This window comes from Brevibacillus borstelensis (genome assembly GCF_003710865.1).
GTDB classification, from domain to species: Bacteria; Bacillota; Bacilli; order Brevibacillales; family Brevibacillaceae; genus Brevibacillus; species Brevibacillus borstelensis.
On record NZ_RHHO01000021.1, the window covers coordinates 45,809 to 69,272 of the forward strand.

Consider the following 23,464-nt stretch of genomic DNA (forward strand, 5'->3'; position numbering starts at 1 on the left):
TGCCGTGGGATGTCATCGAGCCCCTCCCACGCGCCCTATGATTGGCTGGACCGCTTCAACTAGGCGGCTTCCTGCTCTCTTTCTCGCGGGTAAGCCAAGGTTACGATCAGGCTGACTGCCGCCAATGCGAGCAAAATGACGAAAATCTGGTGCAGCCCGCCGGCTACCAGCTCCCTCACTGTTTGCAACAGCTCCTGCGGCAGCAGGCTTGCTTCATGCGGATTCAGGATCTTGTTGACGTCGATGTTTTCCGCTCCGGGTGCGCTCTGTACATAAGAGTTCAGCAAGGTTCCAAACAGCGCAATCCCGAGGGTTTGTCCCAACGTGCGGATAAAGGAGTTCGTAGAAACGGCAACACCGCGCAAATTCCAGGACACACTCAGTACCGCTCCGGTAAAGGAAGTAAAAGCGAAGCCAAAGCCTAGGCCAAACAGGAACGTAATCCCGTACAGCATGACATGAGGTGTCGCCGGTTCAATCATGGACAGCCAGACGGTAGCGACAATCAAGACGCATACGCCAAAGAGCGATGTCGGCCGAATCCCGATCTTGGCCAGCAGACGCCCGCTCAGCGCAGCACCAATCGGCCAGCCAACGGACATCGGAATCAAAGTCAGCCCGGAACCGGTCGCACCCAATCCGTACACGCCCTGAATCCACAGCGGAAGATAAAACGAGACAGCCACCAGCACGGAAGCGAGAAGAAATCCGGCGAAGTTCACGATGCTCATTTTCCGAATCGTAAACAGCTGCAAGGGAAGCATCGGCTCCGGCGATCTTTTTTCCAAGTAGATAAACAGCAGGAGGCCCAAAGCCGAAAAGATCAGCAGACCGACGATCAGCGGCGAACTCCAGGGATGTTCAGTCCCGCCGCTCAACAACGCATACAGCAGCGCGGAAACGCTGATCGTAAAAACTGCTGCTCCGGCATAGTCGATGTGCTTGCGGACTTTCTCGATATTTTCATGCAGGTACAACCAAATCAAAACGATGGAGACAATGCCAAACGGGATATTCATGTAGAAAATCCAGTGCCAGGAAACATAGTCGACCAGAAGGCCTCCGGTCAACGGCCCCAGGATACCGGATATGCCCCAGATGCCGCTCATCCACCCTTGTACCTTTCCTCTTTCCTCAAACGGGTAAATATCGCCGACAATCGTATACGTAATCGTAATGATGGCACCCGCTCCCAGTCCCTGAAAGGCCCGGAACCAGATCAACTGCTCCATCGTCTGAGACAGGCCGGACAGCGCTGATCCGAGCAAAAACAGGATCGCCCCAATGTTGAACACAGGCTTGCGCCCAAACAAGTCGGCAAGCTTGCCGTATATGGGCGTCGTCACCGCCGAGGTGAGCAAATAGATCGAAACGACCCAACTGATCAAGTGAAAGCCGCCCAGGTCGCTGACGATCGTCGGCATCGCCGTACTGACGATCGTTCCTTCAATAGCGGCCAAAAAGGTCGCAATCATAACCGCAATCGTCACATTACGCTTATTTGTTGCAGGTTTCATCCGTATTTCCTTCCCTCCACATAAGCCAGACAACATTCCGATCAAGGGTGTTGTGTATGCCGTTGTTGTTGCTTGAATTGCTTTATGGTACGGGCACTAGAAAAAAAAGTCAATAAAAAAACCTGCGCCGATTGCACTCGGCACAGGTTTACCTTTCCCAAACGGATCAATTACTTTTCGGTGCTTCCGTTTTTGGGGTTTCTGTTTTCTGCGTTTCCGTTTTCGGAGCCTCAGTTTTCGGAGCTTCCGTCTTCGGTTCTTCTTTTTTGGAAGCTTCCGTTTTCTGTTCCTCCGCTTTCGGCTCTTCCTTCTTCAAGGAGAGCGACGGATCGAGATATTGCACCCCAAACTTTTTCTCCAGGCCGTCCAGCCATTCGTCCATGTACTTTTTGCGTTTGGACGCATTCAACTCTTCAACGATCGTAGGACGCAACTGTTCCAAAGCAGGCGCGGGATCTCCGAAGTTGCTCTTGTATTTATTGTAGTAGTCTTGGATTTCTTCGTCCGTTACCGGATATGCTTTTGCGAATACCTTGTCCCTCAAAAGAAGTGTCCGCAGCGTACCGCGGAAGCTTGCTTCGGTGTAGCCCTGTCTTTTCAGCGTTTTTTGATAAACTTCCTCGGAGCCGATCTGCTCTTTCAGCTTGTTGATTTCCTGATCGACTTCGCTTTCCTGGACGGACACGCCGAGCTCCTTGGCTTCTTCCACCACCAGATTGCGGCTGACCAAAATGCCAAGCGTCTGTTTTCCGTAGCTTTCTTTCATATGCTCGTAGAGCTGCCCCTGCGTAATTTGAGATTTGCCCGTAGTTGCAATGACAGGATCATCAGCCGGCTTCAATGCAACGCCGACAATCACAAGAGCCAAAACCAGTATGGCTATGGTTAGCATGGATAAATCGAACTTCTTCATCATTGGTCCTCTCTTTCTTCTCTCATCCCTTGTGCCATTATAATAGACACAGAGTACGGAAGAAAGATGGAATCCTTTTCCACAACCTTTCCACAATGCGAACCAGCACGGATTACATGAAGTATTTGGTGAAAAAAGAAGAGAGAACGGAGGCGATTACCGGTCCCAGGACGGCCCATACTCGTAAAAATCTCTCTTGTTTTCTTTTCTTGTCTCCTTCTATGAGCTGTGTGAGTTTTTCCATATCGCTTTTGTCATTGTCCAACATCTGCAAAATAATTTCCTTCTCTTTCGATCCCCGTTTTAGCTCAAGCTCTGTCTGCAATTTGGTTATCGCTTGCAAAAGTTCTGAGCGCGATTCTTCCATTTTTACCAATCGATGCTCAATCCGTTCCAGCCACTTGGTCGCTACCGTCATCTGAACTTCCAGCTTGTCGATCCGTTCTTCGAATTTGTCCAATCGTTGTGAAATCCGCAGTACATTCTCCTGTTGCGTCTTCTGATGCTCTGGCGTCAAGGTCCCACCCCCTCCGGACTCATACTACTTGTATATGCCGTCTCGCTTTCATTGCTTGTACCGCTGACCAGATTTTTCATTATTTCTATAAAAAATGTGCAACGGAGCGGAATGGAAAGAACACGTTATCCAGTACAAACGGACCTGGTCCAAACGGGCCTGGCACACTTCAAAATGGCAATAAAAAAAGCCCGCTATAGGCGGACTTTCTCCAGCCACTGATAGAGAGGGCGAAGCGACCTATTCGCATCCTCGTAACCGAGCGTGTACAGCTCCATCAAGCGATTTCGGTTCCTCTCCACACGCCGGATGTTCATCGGTCTGCTCGGCGCTATGACAAAGGCCCGTTGTTCCTCACGGAGTTGCCGGATGCGGGCAAGCGTATCGTTGTAGCGCCGATGGTGATCGAAAACGACCCGCATCAGATGCTTGTAGCGGGGAAATAGCCGGTCTGTGGCCCACGCGAGATTGGCTGGCTGCCGGATGAATTCCTCCGTACCTGTCCGCACGATGATGTTCCGCTCGTTTCCATCCTCTATCGCCTTGCCGATCGGTATCGGATCTGCCAAGCCGCCATCGAGCATTTTCGCCCCTTGAACACAGACCGTTCCCGATAGCAGCGGGATGCTGCACGAAGCGCGAACCGCAAGGAGAAACAGCTCTTGATCGTGCTCGTCCTTGGAAAAGTAGATGCTCTCGCCTGTCTTAAAATCAGTCGCGGCGACAACCAATTTCTCCGGTGCTTGCGCAAGTCCCTGAAAGGAAGAGGTGAGAATCCGCCGGGGAAGCTCTTCAAAAATGAAGTCCATGCCGACCATGCAGCCATGCCGATACAGATTGCGCAGAGAGAAATGCCGCATGTCGCACAGATGCTCGATAAACATGTATTTCCCCACTCCCTTTTCCCTTGCCACGTAAGCAAGGGCATTGCAAGCCCCTGCGGAAACAGCGATGATGTACGGAGCAATCAGCTCGTGCTCCAGAAAGCAGTCGAGAACCCCCGACGTATAGATTCCGCGCATGCCTCCTCCCTGGAGAACCAATCCGAAGCTGTCCATGTTTTCTCCCTCCTGTGAAACAAGCCTCGCATGAACATGTACGGATATAGTATCTGTGGGAACAGGAAGGTAATTCACCGATTTACACCTGAATTTGCCCGGCCCTGCCCCATTCGCTCGTTATTTTGCTTGTGGGCTTTTTCCTTTTTGGAGGCCCTCACTCTGTCGGTCAGTTGCGTGCAATCTGCCATATCACGAGAATCGGTGAAAAACCCGGTTGGCTTGATTTACCAGGAACTTGTCAACGTTTTGGAATAATCTCTTCGTCCCCTGCGTTGGCGTTTCTAGTATGATAGGGCTAGTGAACGCAAAGGGGGCTTTCTTTTTTGAAACAGCGAATTGCCTGGATTACAGACAGCACGGCCGTTGTACCCGATGAATTGCGGGAGAAATACGACATCCACGTCGTTCCCTTGGACGTTATCTTTGAAGACGGCGCCTACGCGGACGGGATTCAATTATCTTCCAGCGAGCTGTATGAAAAAATCGACCACTCCAAAACCGTACCGAAAACCTCGCAACCGGCAATCGGCAAATTTGTCGAGCTGTATGAGCAACTGGCGGAGGACTATGATTGCGCGATCGCCATTCACCTTTCCAGCCAATTGAGCGGCACGTACAATACAAGCAAATCAGCCGCTGCCATGAGCGAGTTTCCCGTCGAGTTCGTCGATTCCCAAATCGTCTCTTATCCGATCACCACCTTGCTGTTGAAAGGGATTTCGCTGGCGGAGCAAGGCATGGACTATCGGGAGATTGCCGCCACCCTGAGGGAAGAGGCGAGCAAAAACGAAAACTACATCGTGATCGGAAAGCTGTCACAGCTGCATAAAGGCGGGCGGTTGTCAAACGCTCAGTTGATCGTTGGCACGCTGCTTCAAATCAAGCCGATCTTTTGCATCAGGAACGGTGTTGTCGAATTGTTCGAAAAAGTTCGAACCGAAGGAAAAGCCTTCCGGCGAATCATGGATCAGCTTGACCTGGCCCGGGGAATCCACAAAATTACCCAAGTGGAAATTTTGCACGGCAATGTCATGGACAAAGCGCTGGAATTAAAGGAAACGATCAAAAGCAAGTATCAGGATATCGAGGTGCTCGTGTATCCGCTCAGTCCGGTACTGGGCGTTCACGGCGGGCAAGGGACCATTGCTCTGACATGGACCAACGAGCCCAAGTCATCTTGAGCGAATGTCATCGATAAACGACGGCAGGCACGCATGAAAGCCGGAATGGGACTGGCAGCAGCAGGCTTGATTGAAAATCAAAGGGTAAACAGAAACAGGCACCGCTCTGATTTGAGCAGGTGCCTGCAATGTTTTGCCTATGCTTTGCTTCTCGCGTGATTACTGGCGGACTGCAGCGACCAGAAAACGATGGCTCGGGATGTCGATATATCCGTCTTTTTCCATCCGACAGTGCATCTCCCACAAGCCGTCCGCGTAGTTCTCCAGCGAAAAGTCTGGTATCTGCCACGGAACCGCACGGAGATAGTAGACTACCGCTCCTACATCGTAAAACCGGGTCGGCACCATCTCCTCGCGGCAATCCTCGATGGCAAAGCCCGCCTCTTTTAGCTGCTTGACTGCGTAGTCTGCATTCCAATGCAAGTATTCCTCTGGAATGGGCGCCCCGAGGAGCCGGTTGAGCAGCAGATCGTTTTCACCCCCGACCTGCTGCGTCAGAAAGGAAGCCCCTGTTTTGGCGATACGGAATACCTCGGCCGCATCGAAAGACTCGTGCCGATTGATAATCAGATCAAAAAATTCATCTGCAAACGGCAGGGCGTCCTCCCCATCCGCTTCGACTACCGTAATGCCCAAAGGCTCCAGCCTGCCTTTGGCAACCGCCACATTGGGCTTGTAGCCTTCCGTAGCGTATGTTTGAGCGGGAAGCGGCTTTAGCATGGAGAGAAATTCGCCTCCCCCCGTACCCATATCGAGCAGGCTGCCGATCTCCGGCAGCTTGCGCATGACGAGGCCGGTGTAATTCCAGGAAAGTGGCGCTTCCTTCAACCGTCCTGTTTTCCCGACGTAGGAAAAATCCCAGCCTTCAAACGGTACTTTGGCTTCTTCGAGCAACCAGTCAAACCATTTTTGTCGGTCCATTTTTTCCTCCTCTTTCCCCAAAAGAACTTCTATATCCAGGAGTTCAGCGCCAACGCACACTTTCATAATTAATGAATGTGATTACTTTTGCTTTCTCTTTTTGGCGGCAAGCAGCCTGTTGAAGGTCTCTCCAGTCTGCTCCGTCCCCTTGCTCTCTGCTTGAGGCTGGTCCGACTGGGGAGCACTGGACGGTCGTGAGGAATCTGCAGACGGCCCCAGCCCGCTCGCTGGTGTGCCAGTCCCTTTTTTCCCGCGCTCGGTCTTTGCCCTGTCCAGTCTGTCAAAAAGCGAACCGGCGGATGTGCCTTGATCCCGGGCATTCAAGCCTGCGGAGACATTGGCAGCGTTGGAGCCAGTGGCTCCGTTGGAACTAGTGGCTGCATGGGAGTCATTGTCCAATTGTCCTCCGGCCTGATTGCCCAAGTTCGTTTGGCTGGTTGAAGTGCTATGACTGCTCTGGCTGGTTTGGCTGGTTTGGCTGGTTTGGCTGCCTTGCCTGTCTTGACCGCTCTCGCTGCTTCTAAAACGCTGTCCCCGTTTCTCCCCGAGTCGAGCAAACACGGCGGCGCTTTCCGTCTCTTCCACAGCTTCTGCAGTCCTTCGCTTCCGAAGCCATCCAGTCACCCTTGCCCACCAACGCTCAGGGAGCTGCAAGCGCCTGGCCGCAACGTCGAGAGGCCACAGGAGAGCCGCAAGCATCAGCAGCCAGTCGCCGATCGGCTGTGTTTCCCATTTGGACGGAAGCTTGCCGGAAAATACTTCTGACGGTTCGGAAATTCTCGTGCCTCCCCCTGCCAACAGCCACTCCTGCATCCGCCCTTCGCCGTCCTGCTGCAATCCGAACTCGGGAGAATACGATACGCTTAGCCCGGCTGTCTGCCCGGCCGTCACCTTTCCGTTTGCTTTCTCTGTCACTTGAATCAGGTAGCTGCCCGGCTCGGCGGCGTCAAAGCTTCCTTCCAGTGTCCCTGGAGCGACAGGTTTCAACCGGACCACTTCCCGCTTCATCTCCCGGTTGACGACGACAGCCTCCAGCTCCTGCGGCAGCTTTTCGCCTTTTGGCAAGGATACCGTCACTTTTCCTCTGGACCCGTCAAGCTGCGTCTCGACCTGCCAACGTCCGGTCTCGACCTGGGGCAGCGTCCAGCCGACGATCTCCGTCCAGAGACGGCTGTTGCCCGACCATGCGACCCAATCCGGTCCCCATTTGCCTTCCAGATCGCTCGTCCAGGCGACGGCTCGGCCCAAACCGTACTGCCAACGGCTGAGGATCGGGTCGGCGTCCTGGCTCATCAAGACGGGCTCTGCCGTCTTCTTGAGTGTCGTCGCCACATAGGCGCGAAGCAGCGGAAGCGGCTGCCGGAGCGTCCCCCAGTCGCCTGCCCCCGTGCGCTCGGGGTATTGCGGTTTTTCAACGATAAACGTCCGGCTGGCGAGGGCCGTTTCCTTGCTGAAAATCTTCGGAATCGAGGTCGCGTCGCTCGCAAAGTAGTAGCGTCCTTTTCCCCAATCGGCGATGTCCTGCAAGAGCCCTGTGTCGGAATCATCCCCGACCGCAACGGTCGAAACTGTGATGTTTTCCCCGATCATCTGCTCCAGCATGCCTTGGTAATTGTCTTCGCGGCCGGATTGTCCGTCTGTGAGCAGGATGACGTGCTTGCGCTTCGTCTTCATTGTCTTGATCCGGTCGTAGGCCATCTGCAGCGCCGGGAATATATCGGTGCCTCCGTCTGCGTATATGCTCCCGATCTGCCCCTGGATCGCAGGCAGATCGGTGACGTTTTGAGGGGCCACCACTTCCCACGGGCTGCCGTCAAACGCGATCACGCCGATCTCGTCCTGGCGGTTGAGCATGGTCGTGGCCCGGATCGCGGCTTCCTTCGCCAGCTCCATTTTGTCGACGCCATACGCATCGGATGCCATACTGCCCGATTTGTCGATGACCAGCATAAGTCCCAGCGTAGGCTGCTCTTCCTTGCTGCGCAAATCCATATGCACGGGAAGCGCCTCTTCGATCGGAGTCTGGAACCAGCCGCCCATACCGAAACCGTCGGAGCCTCCTGTCATGATCAACCCGACGCCAAGATCGCGGACAGCCGTTCTGATCCGCTCCATATCGGCATCGCTGACCTGTGTTGCGGCCAGGTCGGCCAGGATGATGGAAGCGTACTGCTTGTAGCCTTCCAGCTCTTTTGGCAGCAGCGCCACGTCCTTCGTCTCAACCTTGATATTGCCAGCCTGGAGAGCCTGGACGAGGTTGCTGGCGGCACCGGGATGTCCTTCCAGAACCAAAACAGACGGCGTCCCCGTCACTTGCGTATAGGCAAATGCCTGATTGTTGGCCTGCACCGTATCACGCTCCGGCTCGATTTCCACCCGGTAGCGGTGAAAGCCCTCATTCATAGCCTTTTGGGAAAAGAGAAAGCGGTTCCTCCCCTTTTCGACCTGAACGACTTGTGTCCCGGCTTCGCGGTTTCCTTCGTAGAGGCGAAGCACCGCTTTGGTCGCAACGGTGCTTTCCAGCTCAACCTTGATCGCGTATTCCTCTCCCGCGTACAGCCGATCCGGCACCTGAACGGCAGACAGCACGACCTCATCGCCCTGCGGCTGCTCGAAAAGGACGCTTTCTACCGCAATCCCCCGCTCTTTGGCCAGCTTGACTTCGCGCGCCGTATCTCCGTGCGTGTCCATCCCGTCGGTGATGATCACGATCTTGCCGCGGGCGCCGGTAGGAATCATCGCTTGCGCAAGCCGGATTCCCTCCGCCAGATTGGTGGCGTGGCGGTTTACTTCCACAAAGACAGGCTGGACCTGGCTGCTCGTCGTCAGCGGCTGATCTACCGCCGCGTTGGCCCCTGTCGCGACGATGCCGTACTGATCCTCTGCCCGCTTGCCTTCCACCGCTTCCCTGAGAAAACGGCTGGGCTGCTGATCGTCCTTGATCGAAGCCGAGCTGTCCCAGACGAAAACAACGGTCTCGGCCCGTACCGGGTAGAGAACCTGGATGCCGGCCAAAGCCAGAATCAGCAGACAAAAGACCGCTGTCCGGATCGCGGCGATAACGCTTTTGCGGCTGACTGGCATCTGCTGTTGCCCGCGCCACCAGTGAAGCACCGCGTATACCGCCGGGAGAAGGAGCAGCAGAAACCACGGTTGCTGTACGTCAATACCCACGGCGATACACCCTCCATTCCACAAACACAATCAAAAGCGCCAGCGCAGCGATCCAATACGTAAGCTCCCTTGCCCCCGTCGCCTGTGCGTTGCCGTCCAGGCTCTGTCCAGCGGCATCGCCCTCTATGCTGTCCTCATCGTTGTCCGTCCCTGCGGCTTTGCCAGAAGAGACACGCAGCATACGCGGAGCGATATCGGACTCCGCCTCGCTCATGTGGACGGCAAAATAGCGTTCGACAGGGGCCGACCCGCCGTCTGTTTCCTCTGTCAGCCGGTACAGCCCGGTCTGCTCGGGAACCTGGAACAGCCAGGTCGTTCCCTGTACATCCAGCGTTTGCGATGTGCCGTCAGGCAGCGTCAGCACCCGCTTGGCCGCGCCTGGCGTCAAGGAGACCGCAAGCGCTTCGCCCGGCAACGCGGGACCAATCGGGACGCTTTGCACCGAAGAGAGCCAGGTGACGGCATTTTGCATGAAGATCGGGAAGGCGGGCCGCAGCGGCAAATCGGAGTCGTGCAGGTCAAAGCCGATGATGACAACTTTTTTGCCCTCCAGCGTACCTGCTGCAATCAACTCGTTCTCTCCCGCCCGCACGAGTGTGCGCAAGCCGGGAATCGAACCCCAGACAGCGCTTTTGGATACATGCACTTCCCGCCAGTCCACGTACTTCATCAGCGGGTCATCCGCCTGCACGGATTCGAGATTGCCAGTCACCTCCGCCACTCCCTGGTACGGAAGCCAGTCCGTTTTTTTATCGGGCGCGATCAGCAAGATGTTTCCCTCCGGCAGCTTGTCCGGAACCACACCGTCAAAAATCCACAGATCGGCTGCGCCGCTTTTCCCGCCCGGCAGTGCCGTCTCAGTCTCAAGCTCTACGGTTCCTACCGTTTGCAGGGCTTGATGGAGGAAACGGTTTCCCCCTGGACTCACCAGTACGGCCCGGCCTTTGCCCGAACCATACGGAACGCTCCAAGCCTCGTTGTCTTCGGCCAGACCGTCCGCCTCCGCTGCAATTACGGCCCGGTACGCAGGCATCGCGGGCAATCGTTCAAAGGCAACCGTCTGGGAAGCTCCCGCCTCGACGGAGAACGTGCCTACGTCGAGCAAATTTTGGTCAAGCCCGAAGATCGAGATATTGCCTTTTTTCGGTTGCGACCCGTGATTGTCGATGCGCAGCAAGCCTTCCGTGCCTTCGCTTCCGGTCTGTGTGACGAAAGCGCCGACAGCCACGTTTTCCGTGGAGCGGCCGGCAGCATGGAAACGGAACGGCCCCGGAATGGAAACCGCTGCAGCGGTGCTCTGCCCCGGCTCGTGCAGATCTTCTCCCCCGCCGTCGCCAAACCACATCACGCCGCTTCCCTCTTCCGTTGAGGCGATGGCTCCCGCCAGGGAAAGGGCTGCGTGCTGATCAGTCTCTCCGGGCCTTGGAGCGAGCGAGTGGAGCGCCTGCAAAACCTTCTCTTTCTCCGTGCTTTTGGACAGCCACACCTTTGGCTCGCGGCCTGCCTCGATCAACGTCACGGCCTGCCCGCTGCCCAGATTTTCCACCGCCTTTTCCGCTTCTGCCACGGCCCTTTGAAAGCGGGTTTGCCCGCCTTCCCTGGCCAGCATGCTGCCCGAAGTATCTACAACCAAAATCGTGTGTTCGGCTATCGCTCCGGCCATCGGCACAGCCGGGCGGACCAAGGCAAGCACCAGCAGGATGGCCGCCAGCAGTTGAAGCAGCAAGAGCAGGTTTCGCTGCAGCTTCTCCCATGGCCGAACGGCCTCCCAGCTCTGCAGCGTCCGCTGCCATAGCAGGGTGCTGGGCACCTCTACATCTTCCACCTTTCGCTTCAGGAGATAGAGAGCCGCGATCGCCGGCACGATCAGCAAAAAACCGAGATTGCCTAAAGCCAACCACTGCATCAAAGCTCCTCCTCCCTAGCGAATCATTCCTGCTTGCCGAAATACTTGAAAGACAACTTCCTCCAGGGGCGTCTCCGTTTTTACATCGACGGCGGAAATCCCCCTGCGGTAAGCAAATTGCGCGAGTGCGGCCTGGTAATCCCGGACCGTTTTCCGATACTCATCCATCAAGGCATGGGTCACGGAAATTTCCTTGCCCGTCCCCGTCTCGCTGTCGATCAGGCGCAGCTCCCCCTGGTACGCGGGTTCGCGCTCTTCCCGGGACAATAGCTGCACCAGTGTGACATCCTGCCGGGTCGCCTGCAGATAGGCGATTGCGTCCTCGTAGCCGGATTCAAACAAGAAGTCGGACAGAACGAGGGAAACGCCCGTCTTGCCGTGGACGGCACCGGGCGAGCGCAGCGCTTGCTCCAGATCGCCCGTCCCACGGACCGAAAGCGAGGCGAGAAAGTCAAAAAGCTGTGCCGCCTTGTTTTTTCCCTGCAAATTTCGCAAGGAGGCGATGATCTCCCGGTCGAAGGCGTACACCGAAACGTAATCGAGATGGCACAGGGAGATGTACCCGAGTGCAGCGGCTAGCTGCACGGCACGCTCCAGCTTGGGCGGCTCCCCGTAGCCCATCGATTTGCTGCAGTCAATGTAAAGCGTGACGTGCAGCTCCTGCTCGTCCAGGAACTTTTTGACGAACAGCTTGCCCGATCTCGCATAGGCATTCCAGTCTAGCTGGCGCAGGTCGTCTCCAGGCGCGTAGGCCCGGTAATCGGCGAATTCAAGCGAGCTCCCGGTCTGCCTGGAACGGCGTTTCCCGACCTGGGTGCCGCTTGCCAACCGTCTGCTGAGCACCTGCATGCGCTCCAATCGGCTCAGCCAGGCCGGGTCCAGAAGGTGTTTGTTCATGCCCGTTCCTTCTCCAATCCGGCCAGAATCTCCTGGACGATGCTATCCGGGCGAATTCCGTTTGCCTCCCCTTCAAAATTGAGGAAGACACGGTGGCGCAAAGCAGGCAAGGCGACTGCGTCAATATCCTCAAAGGAAAGGTTGAATCTGCCGGATAGCAGCGCTCTCACTTTCGCCAGGGCAACCATCGCCTGCACGCCGCGAGGCCCCGCACCGGAACGGACATAACGGTTGACGGAGTGGATCGCCTGCTCGCCCGGATGGGTCGCCAGCAAAAGCTTCACCGCATAGCTGAGTACCGCATCTGCGACGAGAATGTCGCGGGCCGCTTGCTGAATATCGGCAATCTCCCGCGCCGATGCCACTTTCTCGACAGAAGCTCCCTGGCCCGCCGTCGTCCTGAGCACGATCTCCTTCAGCTCGTCCGCCGTGGGAAACGGAACTTCTATTTTCAAAAGGAAGCGGTCCATCTGGGCTTCCGGCAGCGGATACGTCCCTTCCTGCTCCAGCGGGTTTTGCGTAGCCAGAACAAAAAACGGATCGGGCAGCGCCCGAGTCACGCCCCCCGCGGAAACGGTTCGCTCCTGCATTGCCTCGAGCAGGGCGCTTTGCGTCTTGGGCGTCGCCCGGTTGATTTCATCCGCCAGAACGACGTGGGCAAAAATCGGGCCCCTTTGGAACTGGAACGACTGCTGTCCCGTTTCATCTACGCTCAAAATGTTCGTGCCGGTAATGTCCGTCGGCATCAGGTCGGGCGTAAACTGAATCCGTTGAAAGGACAGCTCAAACGCTTGCGAAAGCGTCTTGACCAGCAGGGTCTTCCCCAGTCCCGGCACGCCCTCCAAGAGTGCATGCCCTCCTGCAAATACCGCCCACAGCAGCTGGTCAACGACTTCGCGCTGGCCAACCAGAACCTTTCCGATTTCCTCGCGAACTCTCTCCACTCGCTGGAGGCATTCTTCCCATGCTTGTTGCTCTGCCATATGCTCACTTCCCCCTACGGTTCAATATTGCTGAAATACTCTTTCACCACGTCCTGATAATCGCTGGGAATGGAGCTTTTCTCCAGGCTCTCCCGGGCAAACTCGGCGTACTGTCCGTACACTTCCTCGTACGGGAGCGCTCCCCCGGACGATACCTGCGTCGCCCCGGTCTGGCGGGACTGGGAAGCGCCCTCCCCGAGCGGTCCGCCAACCGTGTCAACCGGCCCCTCGCCCCCGATGCGGGCAGACGGGACAGTCACCAGCTCGTGGCTTCCCTGGCCGAGACCTGCACCGGCTCCTTTGCCGGAACCGCTGCCTGAGCCGCTGCCGTTTCCTGAACCATTTCCGTTGCCAGATCCGTTGCCATTGCCATTGCCATTGCCGTTTCCGCTTCCATTCCCGTTTCCGGCACCATTGCCGTTGCCTGAGCCATTGCCATTTTGCGAGCCTTGCCCGTTTGCATTTCCCGAGCCGTCGCTTCCAGCTCCTCCGGCTGCCGTTCCGCCCGCTGCCGCTTGCGAGCCTGCCCCCGTACCTGTCTGGGCGTTTCCCGCCGATGCAGAGACCGGGACAGCTCCGCCCGGACTGCCCGCTGCTCCTCCTGCCGCCCCTGCACCAGCCTGAGCCGAGCCATTGGCCGTGCTGCCAGCGCCAGCCAGCATCATCTGAGACTGCTGCATCGCGGCCATCGACTGTGCGGCCAGGAGTGCCGCCGTGCGCGCCTCTGCCATCTGCTGCATAGCCTGCGCCAGTCCGGTCTCGAGTGGAGCAAACGCCTGCTGGACATTTCCTTGGGCCAGCTGCTTGGCTGCTTCCTGAAGCTGTTCGGCTGCCTTGGCCGCTTCCTCGTCGCCTGCTGCCTGGCCTTCTTTTGCCAGTTGCTCGGCCGCCTTGCCCAACGCTTCAGCGAGAGCCTTCTGCTCTTCGGCCTTCAACGCCTCAACCGCTTTGGCCGATTCCTTCAGGGCATCAACCATCGCTTGGCGGTCCCCGCTGTTCATCGCGGCTCCGACCTTTTGCAGCCCCGGCTGTCCGCCAATGGTCTCCTGGAGCTTTTGCAGCCCGGCCATCTTCCGTTCCTGGGACTGCTTCCACTTGTCCAACTGCTTTTCCGCCGCCTTCATCGCGTTCAGCCGCTCCGCAGGGCTTTTGGCCTCTGCTACCGCTTTTTTCGCCTGTTCAATCATTTCTTCGAGCTGCTTCTTTTGGGCATCGCTCAAGCCTTCCTGGGCTTTTGCTTCCTCCTGGAGCTTTTTCAGCGATTCCTCGGCGGCTGCCTGGGCCTGCTTTTGCTGCGCCATCTGAGCCAGCCGCTCGTCCTGGGCGTTGGGCCAGAGCAGAAGCAGCAAGCAAACGGCCAACGCTCCTCCGGCCGCATACGCCTGCTTGCGGATGATCGGCCAGACCTCGATGCTCTCCAGAATATGCGGCAAAGACTGCCGCAGCCGGTTGACAGCATCCTCACGCTGCGCCGCGGCAAATGGAGAGCTGTTCTCCCGATACTCCAGCGCCGTAGCAACCCGCTCTGCCAACCCGCGACTGTCGGCCAGCCGGGCACAATCCCGCTCCGTCGGCCGCGCCCTCCAGAGGCGCACCATACCAGCCGCAACCCCTGCCAAGGCAGCGGCGAGCACCAGCCACTTGTAGAAGGGAATGGGAAAAAGACGAGCCAGGAGGAGAAGCACAAAGCTTCCTCCCAGCCCCCATAGAGCCCCCGCCACGAGCCAGCGGGCGCTCTCCCGGTATAAGACGCGCTTTTTGATCGGCGCGAGCAGCGTCAGCAGATTATCCTTGTTTTCAGGACCAAACACGCTCATCACTCCCCAGTAGCGGCTTTCCTGCGCCAGCGCGGCTTCACCGGCTTAATCAGATAGATGGACAGCGCCAGACAAATGATCGTGACAACGGCAAAGAACAAGCAGTAAATCGCGTATGGATCAAGCGCCAGCGCTGCGTACTTGCTGCCGGCCATCCGGCGAAGACCGCGAAAGGGCCCTTCTTCAAAAATGCTCATCATGGCAAACAGCGGGTTTAGACTGTGAAAAAAATCGGGCCAGACCGGAAAAGGCCCGGTAATGTTGTTTGCATTGCGCTGGAAACGGATAAACTCCCGGATCACTTCCGCCAGCACGCTGGTCCCTACCCCGTATCCAAACACGAGCGCGTAGCTGAGCACGGTCGCAATACCGGTCCGCTTGATCAGCGTGGACAACAGCACACCTATGCTGCCAAGGCCGAGCATGGTCACTACATAAAAGGCGAATACCTGCAGCAGCTGGGCCGGAGAAACTCCCCCGTACAAAAAGATGATGGCGTACAACGGAATCGTGGCAAACACGAGAAAGCTCATAAAGCTGAGCGAAGCGAGCCACTTGCCGAGCACGAGCTTGGTCGCGCTGACATTGGTCGTCAGCAGGATGCTGAGCGTCTGCCGCTCCCTCTCTCCAGAAATGACGCCCGCCGTCAGGCCCGGGACGACAAAGCAAATCATCGCCAGCTGCATGAGCGAAAGCATCATGAACAGCTCCCGGGTCTCGTTGGGGTTGTAGTAGCTGCCCGCTCCGGTCATCAAAAAGACGAAGGTCAGCGCCACGGTTCCCAGCACCAGCAAATACAGCGTAATGATCCACGGGGAGCGCTTGGTCCGCATGCGCAATTTCAGTTCGTTCATCAGCACGGGATTGCGAAATCGCCGCAAGACGTTCATGAGCCCACCCCCTTGGTGATTTCCAAAAAGATTTCTTCCAGATTCCCTTCCGCCTCATTGAAAGCGGCTACCGGAAGGCCTGCCAGAGCGAGGCTGCGCAGCAGCTCGACCTGCTGCTGGTCATCGCCGGAAAACCCGACAACGGCCCAGTTTCCTTCTCTCGTCACGTTCGAGACGAGAGGCTGCTGCTTCAGGTGGGTCAGTGCGTCTTCCATCCGGTCGACGAGACGGATGCGCAAAACCCGCTTTTCCTGCATTCTGGCGTAGATTTCTTCCACTTTGCCAAAAGCGATCAGGTTTCCTTCCTCGATCACGCCGATCACATCGCACATCTCCGCAAGCTCGGGCAAAATGTGCGAGCTGATAATAATCGTTTTGCCCATATCGCGCAGCTCCTTCAAAATCTCGCGCAGCTCGATCCGCGCCCGCGGGTCGAGACCGGAGGCCGGCTCGTCGAGAATCAGCACCTCGGGATTGTGCACCAGGCAACGGGCCAATCCGAGCCGCTGTTTCATCCCCCGCGACAGCGAGTCGACGTAGGCATCCCGCTTGTGGCTGAGATTGACCAGCTCCAGCAGCTGAGGGATGATCTGCCGACGTTCCTGGACAGGGATGTCGTAATTGGCGCCGTAAAAGTCGAGATATTCCTCTGCGGTCAAATTGTCGTACACGCCGAAAAAGTCAGGCATGTACCCGATCAGCTTGCGGACCTGGCGAGGATGGCTGGTCACTTCATAGCCGCCCACGTACGCTTTGCCGCTGGTCGGCTCCAATAGCGTAGCGAGAATGGACATCGAGGTCGATTTGCCTGCTCCGTTCGGACCGACAAAGCCGAAAACCGTTCCCTTGTCGATTTCCAGCGACAGTCCTTTCAACGCTTCCATCTTTCCGTATCGTTTTCGCAGTTTATCAATTTTGATCACGGTTTGATCACCTTTCCTTCCACGCTGATCACCGGCGTGCCGAGATGGCGGTGATCTTCAAAGCTGTGCGAGAACTTGATGCGCAGCGTTCCCTCCACAGAGAGGTAGTCAGCCGTCTTGTCCTTGGTCATCACGTTCTTCACAAACGCTTTGTCTAAAGGATCAAACGTTTGTGTTTTCCAGTTGTAGACCTGTTTGTCGAAGGGCGTATTGTCATCCGACCAGGTGTACAAGTTGACTTTTTCGACCTGCAGGCTCTTGTTTTGCGCTTTCGTTTCAAATTCGAGCGTAATGTCGCCTGCTCGCATCATGTAGCCGTCGCCGACATCATCCACCTCTGTGGAGCTGCCTGTTTTCACTGCATCAAACGCGCTGGTCGGGTAATAGACGTAGCCGTCCGGCGAAGGCTTGATAGAAAGCGGTGCCGTGACCAGGGAAATGCTGTACGGCTTGAACGGGCTTCCTTTCATGTCCATTTCCACGACCGGAGCATCCATCCAGCCGACCAGCATAACCGGCGCATTCTTTTGAAATCTCGGTCGGTCCTCCAGAATATCCACCATCATCTCTTCCCTGCTCGGCTCAGGATTGTAATTGCCCTGGTATGGCGAGGGCAGGAACAAGCGAGCACTGCTCCGGCCGCGTCCCGTCACGGTCTGGGAGGACGGGTCGAATTTCAACTCGACCTGTATCGATTGGCCAGGGGCCAGCTCCGGAAAGCTCTGTGTCTGGTTATCCGCCGCCACTACGACATTTCTCAGCGAGTATGGCGATTTATTCGTCACCGTCCCTTTCAGGGCACCATTCGTAAAGACCAGATCAGACTCGAATGTCCCGACATCGGAGAGGTGCTGGTCCGTACCGACCTTGCGCATCGACCAGAATTCCACGTCCTTGAACTGCACCTGGGCCTGGTCCGGCTGGGTCGACACCCATGCTTTCGGCTCCTCCTGGCCGTATTGGTATGGCAGGATCGGCCACGTTCTGCCGTTTCCTTTCACCACGATCTCATAATCGCTGCTGCTCGGGACGAACATCGCTGTGACCGCCTTGGCGCTCGCTTTTCCATCTCTGAGCATTTCGACAAACCCGACCTGATGCAACAGCGGCGTCGTCCCCCGCTGCAGCGCTCCAAACGTGAAAATCCCGATACCTGTCACTACGGCAAGAGCGGGTACTCCCCCCCACATCAGGCCTTGCTTCCGCTTGCGGCGGAGCAGGAAAAACAGGATCGGCCCTGCCACAAACGCATAGATGCCGAAAAAGAGGGCGAGCCATTTCATGTCGGGCATTTTCAGCGCGGGAATCCGGTCAGCCGCATTGTCCAGCGCCCAAACGGAATCCATCGGGTCGCGATGTGTCTGATTCAAATTGGAGCCGAACCCCTTTTTCAAAGCGTCAGCCCAGAACCGGCTGTTTCCGCTCCAACTGGCCACGGGCTCTTCGGTAAGGTCATAGGCGATATACATGACCTTCCCGTTGCCGACAGCACGGGTGGCGAGAAGCGGCACTCCCGCCTCGGTGTAAAGAGCTGTTCCGCTTTTTAGCGCACCTGTACTTACGGTAAACGGACGGTCCAGGGCAGGGGCATTGGTCTTCTCCACCGTCAATGCTTGCAAGGAGGTCAGGCTTGTAACGCCAGTCACCTCGACAGGTGAAAGCTCCTTCAGCTCGCCCGCCGTTTTTCCGTAATGAGCCCCGCCTGCCAGCATCAGCATGCCGCCTGCGGTCGTCCATTCGCGGATCGCCTGCACCTGCTGGCTGTTCAGGCTGTCGAGGGCAAAGTTATTTAGAAGCAAAATGTCAATCATCTGCAAATCAGTGCTTGCCACGGGCATTTGCTCCGCTTTCAACGGAAGGACCCGAACCTGGTTGTTAAACGCCTCTCTGGGCATGGCTCCAAGGAAATTGGCTGTATCCGGATTGGCAGCCAGTACGCCCACGAACAGCGCGTCCCCGCTGTAGCGTCTTCCTCCGATGGAGGTTTTGGCCACAATATTGTCGCCCTGCATAAAGGCTACGTATGTATTGGGGCCGATTTGGTTGCCTGGTACGGACAAGGTCACCTGTTTTGTCGCCCCCTTGGCGACGGAGACTGGCTGGTAGTACGCCACAGAAAAGGAATCCCCTCCTCTGTCGCTGACATTGACCACCAGGTTTCCTTCCACGTCCGAACCGCTATTGCTAACCGTCACCTGGATCGGAACCATTCCGGTTTCTTTGTAATCGCCGCCAATCCCGGCCGTCACGCCGAGCTGCACCGGCACTTCCGCCTGCACGGCTGGCGTCCATCCGCCCGGCGCCCCTGCCACCAAAAGCAGGCACGTCAAAAAGGCCAAGAGCCATTGCTTGGGCTTCTTTCGATTCATTTCTCCTACCTCCACCGACGACATGTCTGATTAGATAACGTGCTACAGTTATGACGTATGATATGGAAGAAAAGCTACAGGTTGTTTCAGAAATGCAAAAAATTAGCGTTTTTACTGAAAAAGATGTGGACGATCACGCAACTTGTCTAAGGTATATTTGGATCTACAGATAGAATACAGTTAGTGACGAGAAACCAAAAAGGAGACTTCAACATGGGACATTCGCTAGGGAAAATCAGTGCCATCCATCGCTATCCGGTCAAGTCGTTTCGCGGGGAAAGCCTGCAGGAAGCTGCCGTATCCCGGTTCGGCCTGTACGGCGACCGCAGCCGCGCATTTTTGGACGAGAAAAGCCCGGTCAGACACCTGACGGCAAAGCATGTCCCCAAGCTGCTTGAGTATCAGGCTGCCTGCGTCAGTGAAGGGGATGAGACGTCTTTTCCCGATGTTCGGATAACAACACCGGACGGGCGGGTAGTTCCTTGGACAGATGAGGAACTGCATAAGGAAATCGAGCAGCTCAGCGGACGGCCTTTGGTTCCCGTCACCTTTACGCCGCAGGATGAGCTGATGGGCGTCGATCAGGCGCAGCTGCTGATCGTGACAGACGCTTCCGTACGGGCATTGGAGCAGATGTGGGGAAAACCGGTGGACCCCCTTCGTTTCAGGCCTAATATCGTCTTGGAGCAAGCAGATGGAGTGCCATTTGCCGAGGAGGACTGGATCGGGCGGCGGATTCAGATTGGCGAGGTAGTCGTGGAAGTGTACAAAAAGTGCAAGCGCTGCTCGATGGTCAATATTGATCCGGGGGATTACTCGATTGACCCTGGCTTGTTGAAGACGCTTGCGACGAGTCGGGAGGCTTGCTTTGGAGTGTATGCGGCTGTGGTTGAAACCGGGGTTGTTCGGGTTGGGGATGTGGCGGGTTTGTTGGGGTGATGTTTCGGAGAGCGTCTGCTGAGCGTATGGGGCGGAATTACTAAAATTGGCATGTACATGGCGTGGCTTTCTAGCCGCTGTTGGCTGCAGGGCCACGCCTTCGCTTTATGGACAGTGGACTAAAACGCTTTTCAGCATCACAGCTACTTTCAGGTCGAAATTCCTGATTACAATATATCCTTGCGTACAGTGCTAAACGCTTTTCAGCATCACAGCTACTTTCAGGTCGAAATTCCTGATTACAATATATCCTTGCGTACAGTGCTAAACGCTTTTCAGCATCACAGCTACTTTCAGTAATGGCGCGGGTTTGCGGGTGATTTTCGAAATTGTGAAGTGCTAAACGCTTTTCAGCATCACAGCTACTTTCAGAATTGTCTACTGGGTTGGCATTAAGAAATTCTTGGTGCTAAACGCTTTTCAGCATCACAGCTACTTTCAGCTTTCCGCTCTCGAAGCTAAACGCAAAGAGAATGAAGGTGCTAAACGCTTTTCAGCATCACAGCTACTTTCAGTGTCTTTGTATGATCCAACATTGAAGTAATCCTTATAGTGTGCTAAACGCTTTTCAGCATCACAGCTACTTTCAGTTTGAGAAGATACGCATAACTTTGTGTCCTCCTTAGTGCTAAACGCTTTTCAGCATCACAGCTACTTTCAGGCCTGTGGTGCCAGTTCTGGTGCCGTCATCTTCACTTGTGCTAAACGCTTTTCAGCATCACAGCTACTTTCAGAGCCTCCACAAAAAACCCTTGATACATATGGGAAAGACGCCCTTCATTTCAAGCACCTCTGACGAAGCGGTTCACTTTTTACAAAAGGCCCTTTCTTTTATAGGAATGCAATACCCATACTTATTGATTTACCAGTATTCCTCCTAATTTTCAAGCACCTACCTAAACAGGATAATCGTCCAAACCCTGTCAGGAACGGCCTCATCATACTTTTTTCAGGTTCTGTTTCAAGAATGACCTTGGTACTTGAATCGAATTACAATGTTCACCACTATGAGGGTGGAGCGTGTCCAATCCCCTAAATTAGAACGCAAACTCCTTTTTGAGGGTTTCTTACTATTGTTCAACCTATTAGAGGAAAATATTAAAAAGTGATTTTAACACCCAAATGACAATCACAAGAATAACATACTCCCAAACTTTATACCGTAAAGTAGTTCTATTTTTAGTAAACATGTATTTGAAGAGGATGAAAAAGAATATTCCAACAGCAATCCCCAATAGATCGCTTACTCTAAAGATACTAATGTCCATACCTCACCAGCTCCCCGATAAGTCACAATTAGAAAGGAAGTTAAAAACACCTCCCCGTTAAAATATCACTTTACGCTCAAAGTTCGGAATCAATGTTCAAGAAAAAGACGCCTTTTCTCAAACGAGAGAGGCGTCACAGCTTCGTTTCACAATGTTTCCTACCAGTCAGGCTCCGCTCCATTGACTATTACTCCTGGGCCTTTCTGATCCGGAAGTAATGAAGGCATTGTGGTTGTGGTGAAAACGAAAGTAAAAGCGAGCATTACTAACAGTTTTTTCATAACTTACGCCTCCCCTTCCTTTATTTAACTATTATTACACAACTTCTTAATAGTTTCCATCTGTTCAAAGGAAATACTCTTCTCATGTAACCGATGGTACTTTAAGAAAAGACCCATACATTCAAATGCCTTTTCACTGGCTCCTAGTTTGCGATAATAACCCATGCTTTCAAGAAGGCTATGAAAGCCCTTCTCCATTTGCCCAATGGAGAGTTGGCAGACTCCTTTTCGTTTGTAGTATCGCGCTGCTTGCTTGATCCGATGCGGATGGACGAGAATGTCCGCAGGCAAAAACTGATCCTCACATACGATCAATTCCCTAATCAAGTCGTCCTCGCCGCTCTCCAAATACGCTTCCAAAAGATCGCTCACAATGGAAATACGCCCATCCGGCTTTGCTTCATGCAGACACTCATGGTAAAGGGTAATAGCCTGATCAAGTTCTCCTTTTTTCGCATGCAGAAGCGCCCGCAAATGCTTCTTTCGAAAATCGGCATATTCGCTCTGTTCATACTTTTTCAAATAATAGTCAGCCAAGATAAGATCCCCCAGGCTCACATAAGAGTTGACAAGCGAAATGAGAGCTGACGCTTTTTGCTTGCTGTCCGTCTCGTCCCCATGAATCCCTCCTTGTAGCCTCCGGACCAGTCAGAAACGGACGTTCCGTATAGTGCCAACTTCCACACTTGGACGTTGTACCCAGATGTACGAATCCCAGTCCGAACAGATTTTGATGCTTGAGCTTACCGAGGGATCGAATCGTGTAAGGAATCATTGCTTAGAAATTACAGGAAATATTATTGGATTAGTCGGATTACATCAAAGGGCCCGAGGAGCGCTAGATCCGGGCGTACAGGAAGGGGGCAGAGGACGTAAAACCGGTTCTCATGGAGAATAGAATAGCGCGGGGAACTTGCTTCAATGAGCTTTGAAGTAAGTGGTCAAGCTCCTACAAGAAATTGGTCTTCGAAGACAAAGATTAGATAAATATCCTGTTTACCTACTGCGAAAGTCATTGCTGTGAGGGGAACGCCATTGTCCTTCTTTATCTAGGATAGGGAACTATACGAAGTGGATAGATTGCATTGTTCCTACTACGGACGGGGGGAAGTGGCATCCAGACATGGCGAGTATTGAGTTTTTGTGCTATTGACTTGGTCACGACAGACTAGGACGAAGCGGTTAGGATTACGGAAACCTACTACTAGAGAACAAGTTGGTAGTGTTTCTTAATGAGTGCAACCAATTGAGAAATCACTAGCAATTTCGCGTACTAAGCGCTTTATCAGCATCACAGCTACTTTCAGCAGAATTACAGGGGACAATGCGAAAGGCGAGAGCTCGTGCTAAACGCTTTTCAGCATTACAGGAGGTACTTTCAGAATATGCAGGAAAAGACAGAATGAAAGGATATTTTAATTAAGAGAGAAAGGCACCTCAACATGAAGTGCCCTAGTAGCTAATTACTTAACCTTCTCAATTGCTTCTAATAGAGCATCTTCAGCGATAGAAGGAAGTGCATCTACATCAGTGACATTTTCGAATTCTTGAGTAGTAAATTGCTTAGAAGAGAGACTTCTTGATTTATCTGTTTTGAATAGTTGATTGGGTGTATTGGGTATCAAGATCAGCTTCTTTAAATTATCATCATACTGTCCATTTAAGAAAAGTAAGTATTCACCTTGTTCTAATGCTGGGTCTGTCAAGATTTTTGTGTAAACTCAATCAACCGATATATGAACAGGTTTCATCCCCCTAATTGGGACATCTTTTTCGGAGCCAATAGAGTCAAGGGCGTGAGGCGAAGCGAACCCTTGACGCGTTGGTGGAGAGAAAGATAATCCCTTCGGGGATGAAGCCTTTCATTTGCTAACGGATGTACGGCTGTACCCGATCTTCAAAGAAAA

17 protein-coding genes and 1 CRISPR repeat array are annotated in these 23,464 nt (G+C 54.6%); of the genes, 2 read left to right on the forward strand and 15 right to left on the reverse strand.

Features of this window, described 5'->3' with window-relative positions; genetic code table 11:
- Positions 1-59: 59 nt before the first annotated feature.
- From EDM54_RS11435 to EDM54_RS11450, 4 genes are all read right to left on the reverse strand, one after another.
- Entirely contained in the window at positions 60-1,517 is a 1,458-nt protein-coding gene (locus tag EDM54_RS11435) for an MDR family MFS transporter (RefSeq protein ID WP_122958207.1), read from the reverse strand.
- Between the two features lie 166 nt (positions 1,518-1,683).
- Entirely contained in the window at positions 1,684-2,430 is a 747-nt protein-coding gene (locus tag EDM54_RS11440; protein WP_051925285.1) for a SurA N-terminal domain-containing protein, read from the reverse strand.
- Between the two features lie 112 nt (positions 2,431-2,542).
- A complete protein-coding gene (locus EDM54_RS11445) occupies positions 2,543-2,947 on the reverse strand; it encodes a hypothetical protein (RefSeq protein ID WP_003391780.1) in 405 nt (134 codons plus the stop codon).
- A gap of 194 nt (positions 2,948-3,141) precedes the next feature.
- Entirely contained in the window at positions 3,142-4,005 is an 864-nt protein-coding gene (locus EDM54_RS11450) for a patatin-like phospholipase family protein (RefSeq protein WP_122958208.1), read from the reverse strand.
- Positions 4,006-4,331: 326 nt separating this feature from the next.
- Here EDM54_RS11450 and fakB point away from each other — a divergent pair, with 326 nt between their 5' ends.
- Positions 4,332-5,189 (forward strand): fatty acid kinase binding subunit FakB, encoded by an 858-nt coding sequence (fakB, locus tag EDM54_RS11455; protein WP_039071261.1) that lies wholly within the window; start codon positions 4,332-4,334, stop codon positions 5,187-5,189.
- Between the two features lie 159 nt (positions 5,190-5,348).
- Here fakB and EDM54_RS11460 read toward each other — a convergent pair whose 3' ends face one another.
- The 9 genes from EDM54_RS11460 to EDM54_RS11500 all read right to left on the reverse strand — a co-directional run bounded on the left by EDM54_RS11460 (position 5,349) and on the right by EDM54_RS11500 (position 19,069).
- Entirely contained in the window at positions 5,349-6,110 is a 762-nt protein-coding gene (locus tag EDM54_RS11460) for a class I SAM-dependent methyltransferase (protein WP_024983596.1), read from the reverse strand.
- Positions 6,111-6,191: 81 nt separating this feature from the next.
- Positions 6,192-9,284, reverse strand: a complete 3,093-nt coding sequence (locus EDM54_RS11465) for a VWA domain-containing protein (protein ID WP_255320340.1) — start codon at positions 9,282-9,284, stop codon at positions 6,192-6,194.
- Entirely contained in the window at positions 9,274-11,190 is a 1,917-nt protein-coding gene (locus tag EDM54_RS11470) for a vWA domain-containing protein (protein ID WP_122958209.1), read from the reverse strand. Before EDM54_RS11470 ends, EDM54_RS11465 begins: the two co-directional genes overlap by 11 nt.
- Before the next feature lie 15 nt (positions 11,191-11,205).
- Complete coding sequence (locus EDM54_RS11475) at positions 11,206-12,087, reverse strand: DUF58 domain-containing protein (RefSeq protein ID WP_039071526.1); 882 nt, start codon at positions 12,085-12,087, stop codon at positions 11,206-11,208.
- A complete protein-coding gene (locus tag EDM54_RS11480; RefSeq protein ID WP_039071527.1) occupies positions 12,084-13,070 on the reverse strand; it encodes an AAA family ATPase in 987 nt (328 codons plus the stop codon). Before EDM54_RS11480 ends, EDM54_RS11475 begins: the two co-directional genes overlap by 4 nt.
- A 14-nt stretch (positions 13,071-13,084) precedes the next feature.
- Complete coding sequence (locus EDM54_RS11485) at positions 13,085-14,887, reverse strand: DUF8809 domain-containing protein (RefSeq protein WP_122958210.1); 1,803 nt, start codon at positions 14,885-14,887, stop codon at positions 13,085-13,087.
- A complete protein-coding gene (locus EDM54_RS11490; RefSeq protein WP_122958211.1) occupies positions 14,887-15,777 on the reverse strand; it encodes an ABC transporter permease in 891 nt (296 codons plus the stop codon). The genes EDM54_RS11485 and EDM54_RS11490 overlap by 1 nt, the downstream gene beginning before the upstream one ends.
- Complete coding sequence (locus EDM54_RS11495; protein ID WP_003391796.1) at positions 15,774-16,700, reverse strand: ABC transporter ATP-binding protein; 927 nt, start codon at positions 16,698-16,700, stop codon at positions 15,774-15,776. Before EDM54_RS11495 ends, EDM54_RS11490 begins: the two co-directional genes overlap by 4 nt.
- Entirely contained in the window at positions 16,697-19,069 is a 2,373-nt protein-coding gene (locus EDM54_RS11500; RefSeq protein ID WP_122958212.1) for a DUF8815 domain-containing protein, read from the reverse strand. The genes EDM54_RS11495 and EDM54_RS11500 overlap by 4 nt, the downstream gene beginning before the upstream one ends.
- A gap of 213 nt (positions 19,070-19,282) precedes the next feature.
- Here EDM54_RS11500 and EDM54_RS11505 point away from each other — a divergent pair, with 213 nt between their 5' ends.
- Positions 19,283-20,008: an MOSC domain-containing protein gene (locus EDM54_RS11505; protein WP_003391799.1), complete on the forward strand. Its 726-nt coding sequence runs from the start codon at positions 19,283-19,285 to the stop codon at positions 20,006-20,008.
- A 117-nt stretch (positions 20,009-20,125) separates the two neighbouring features.
- A CRISPR array of direct repeats spans positions 20,126-20,742; the repeat unit is 36 nt; unit sequence GTGCTAAACGCTTTTCAGCATCACAGCTACTTTCAG.
- A gap of 839 nt (positions 20,743-21,581) precedes the next feature.
- Here EDM54_RS11505 and EDM54_RS11515 read toward each other — a convergent pair.
- Positions 21,582-22,094: a hypothetical protein gene (locus EDM54_RS11515; RefSeq protein WP_122958213.1), complete on the reverse strand. Its 513-nt coding sequence runs from the start codon at positions 22,092-22,094 to the stop codon at positions 21,582-21,584.
- A gap of 926 nt (positions 22,095-23,020) precedes the next feature.
- Positions 23,021-23,263 carry a hypothetical protein gene (locus tag EDM54_RS11520; RefSeq protein ID WP_259676341.1) on the reverse strand — a complete coding sequence of 81 codons (243 nt, stop codon included), beginning with the start codon at positions 23,261-23,263 and terminating at the stop codon, positions 23,021-23,023.
- Positions 23,264-23,464: the final 201 nt, after the last annotated feature.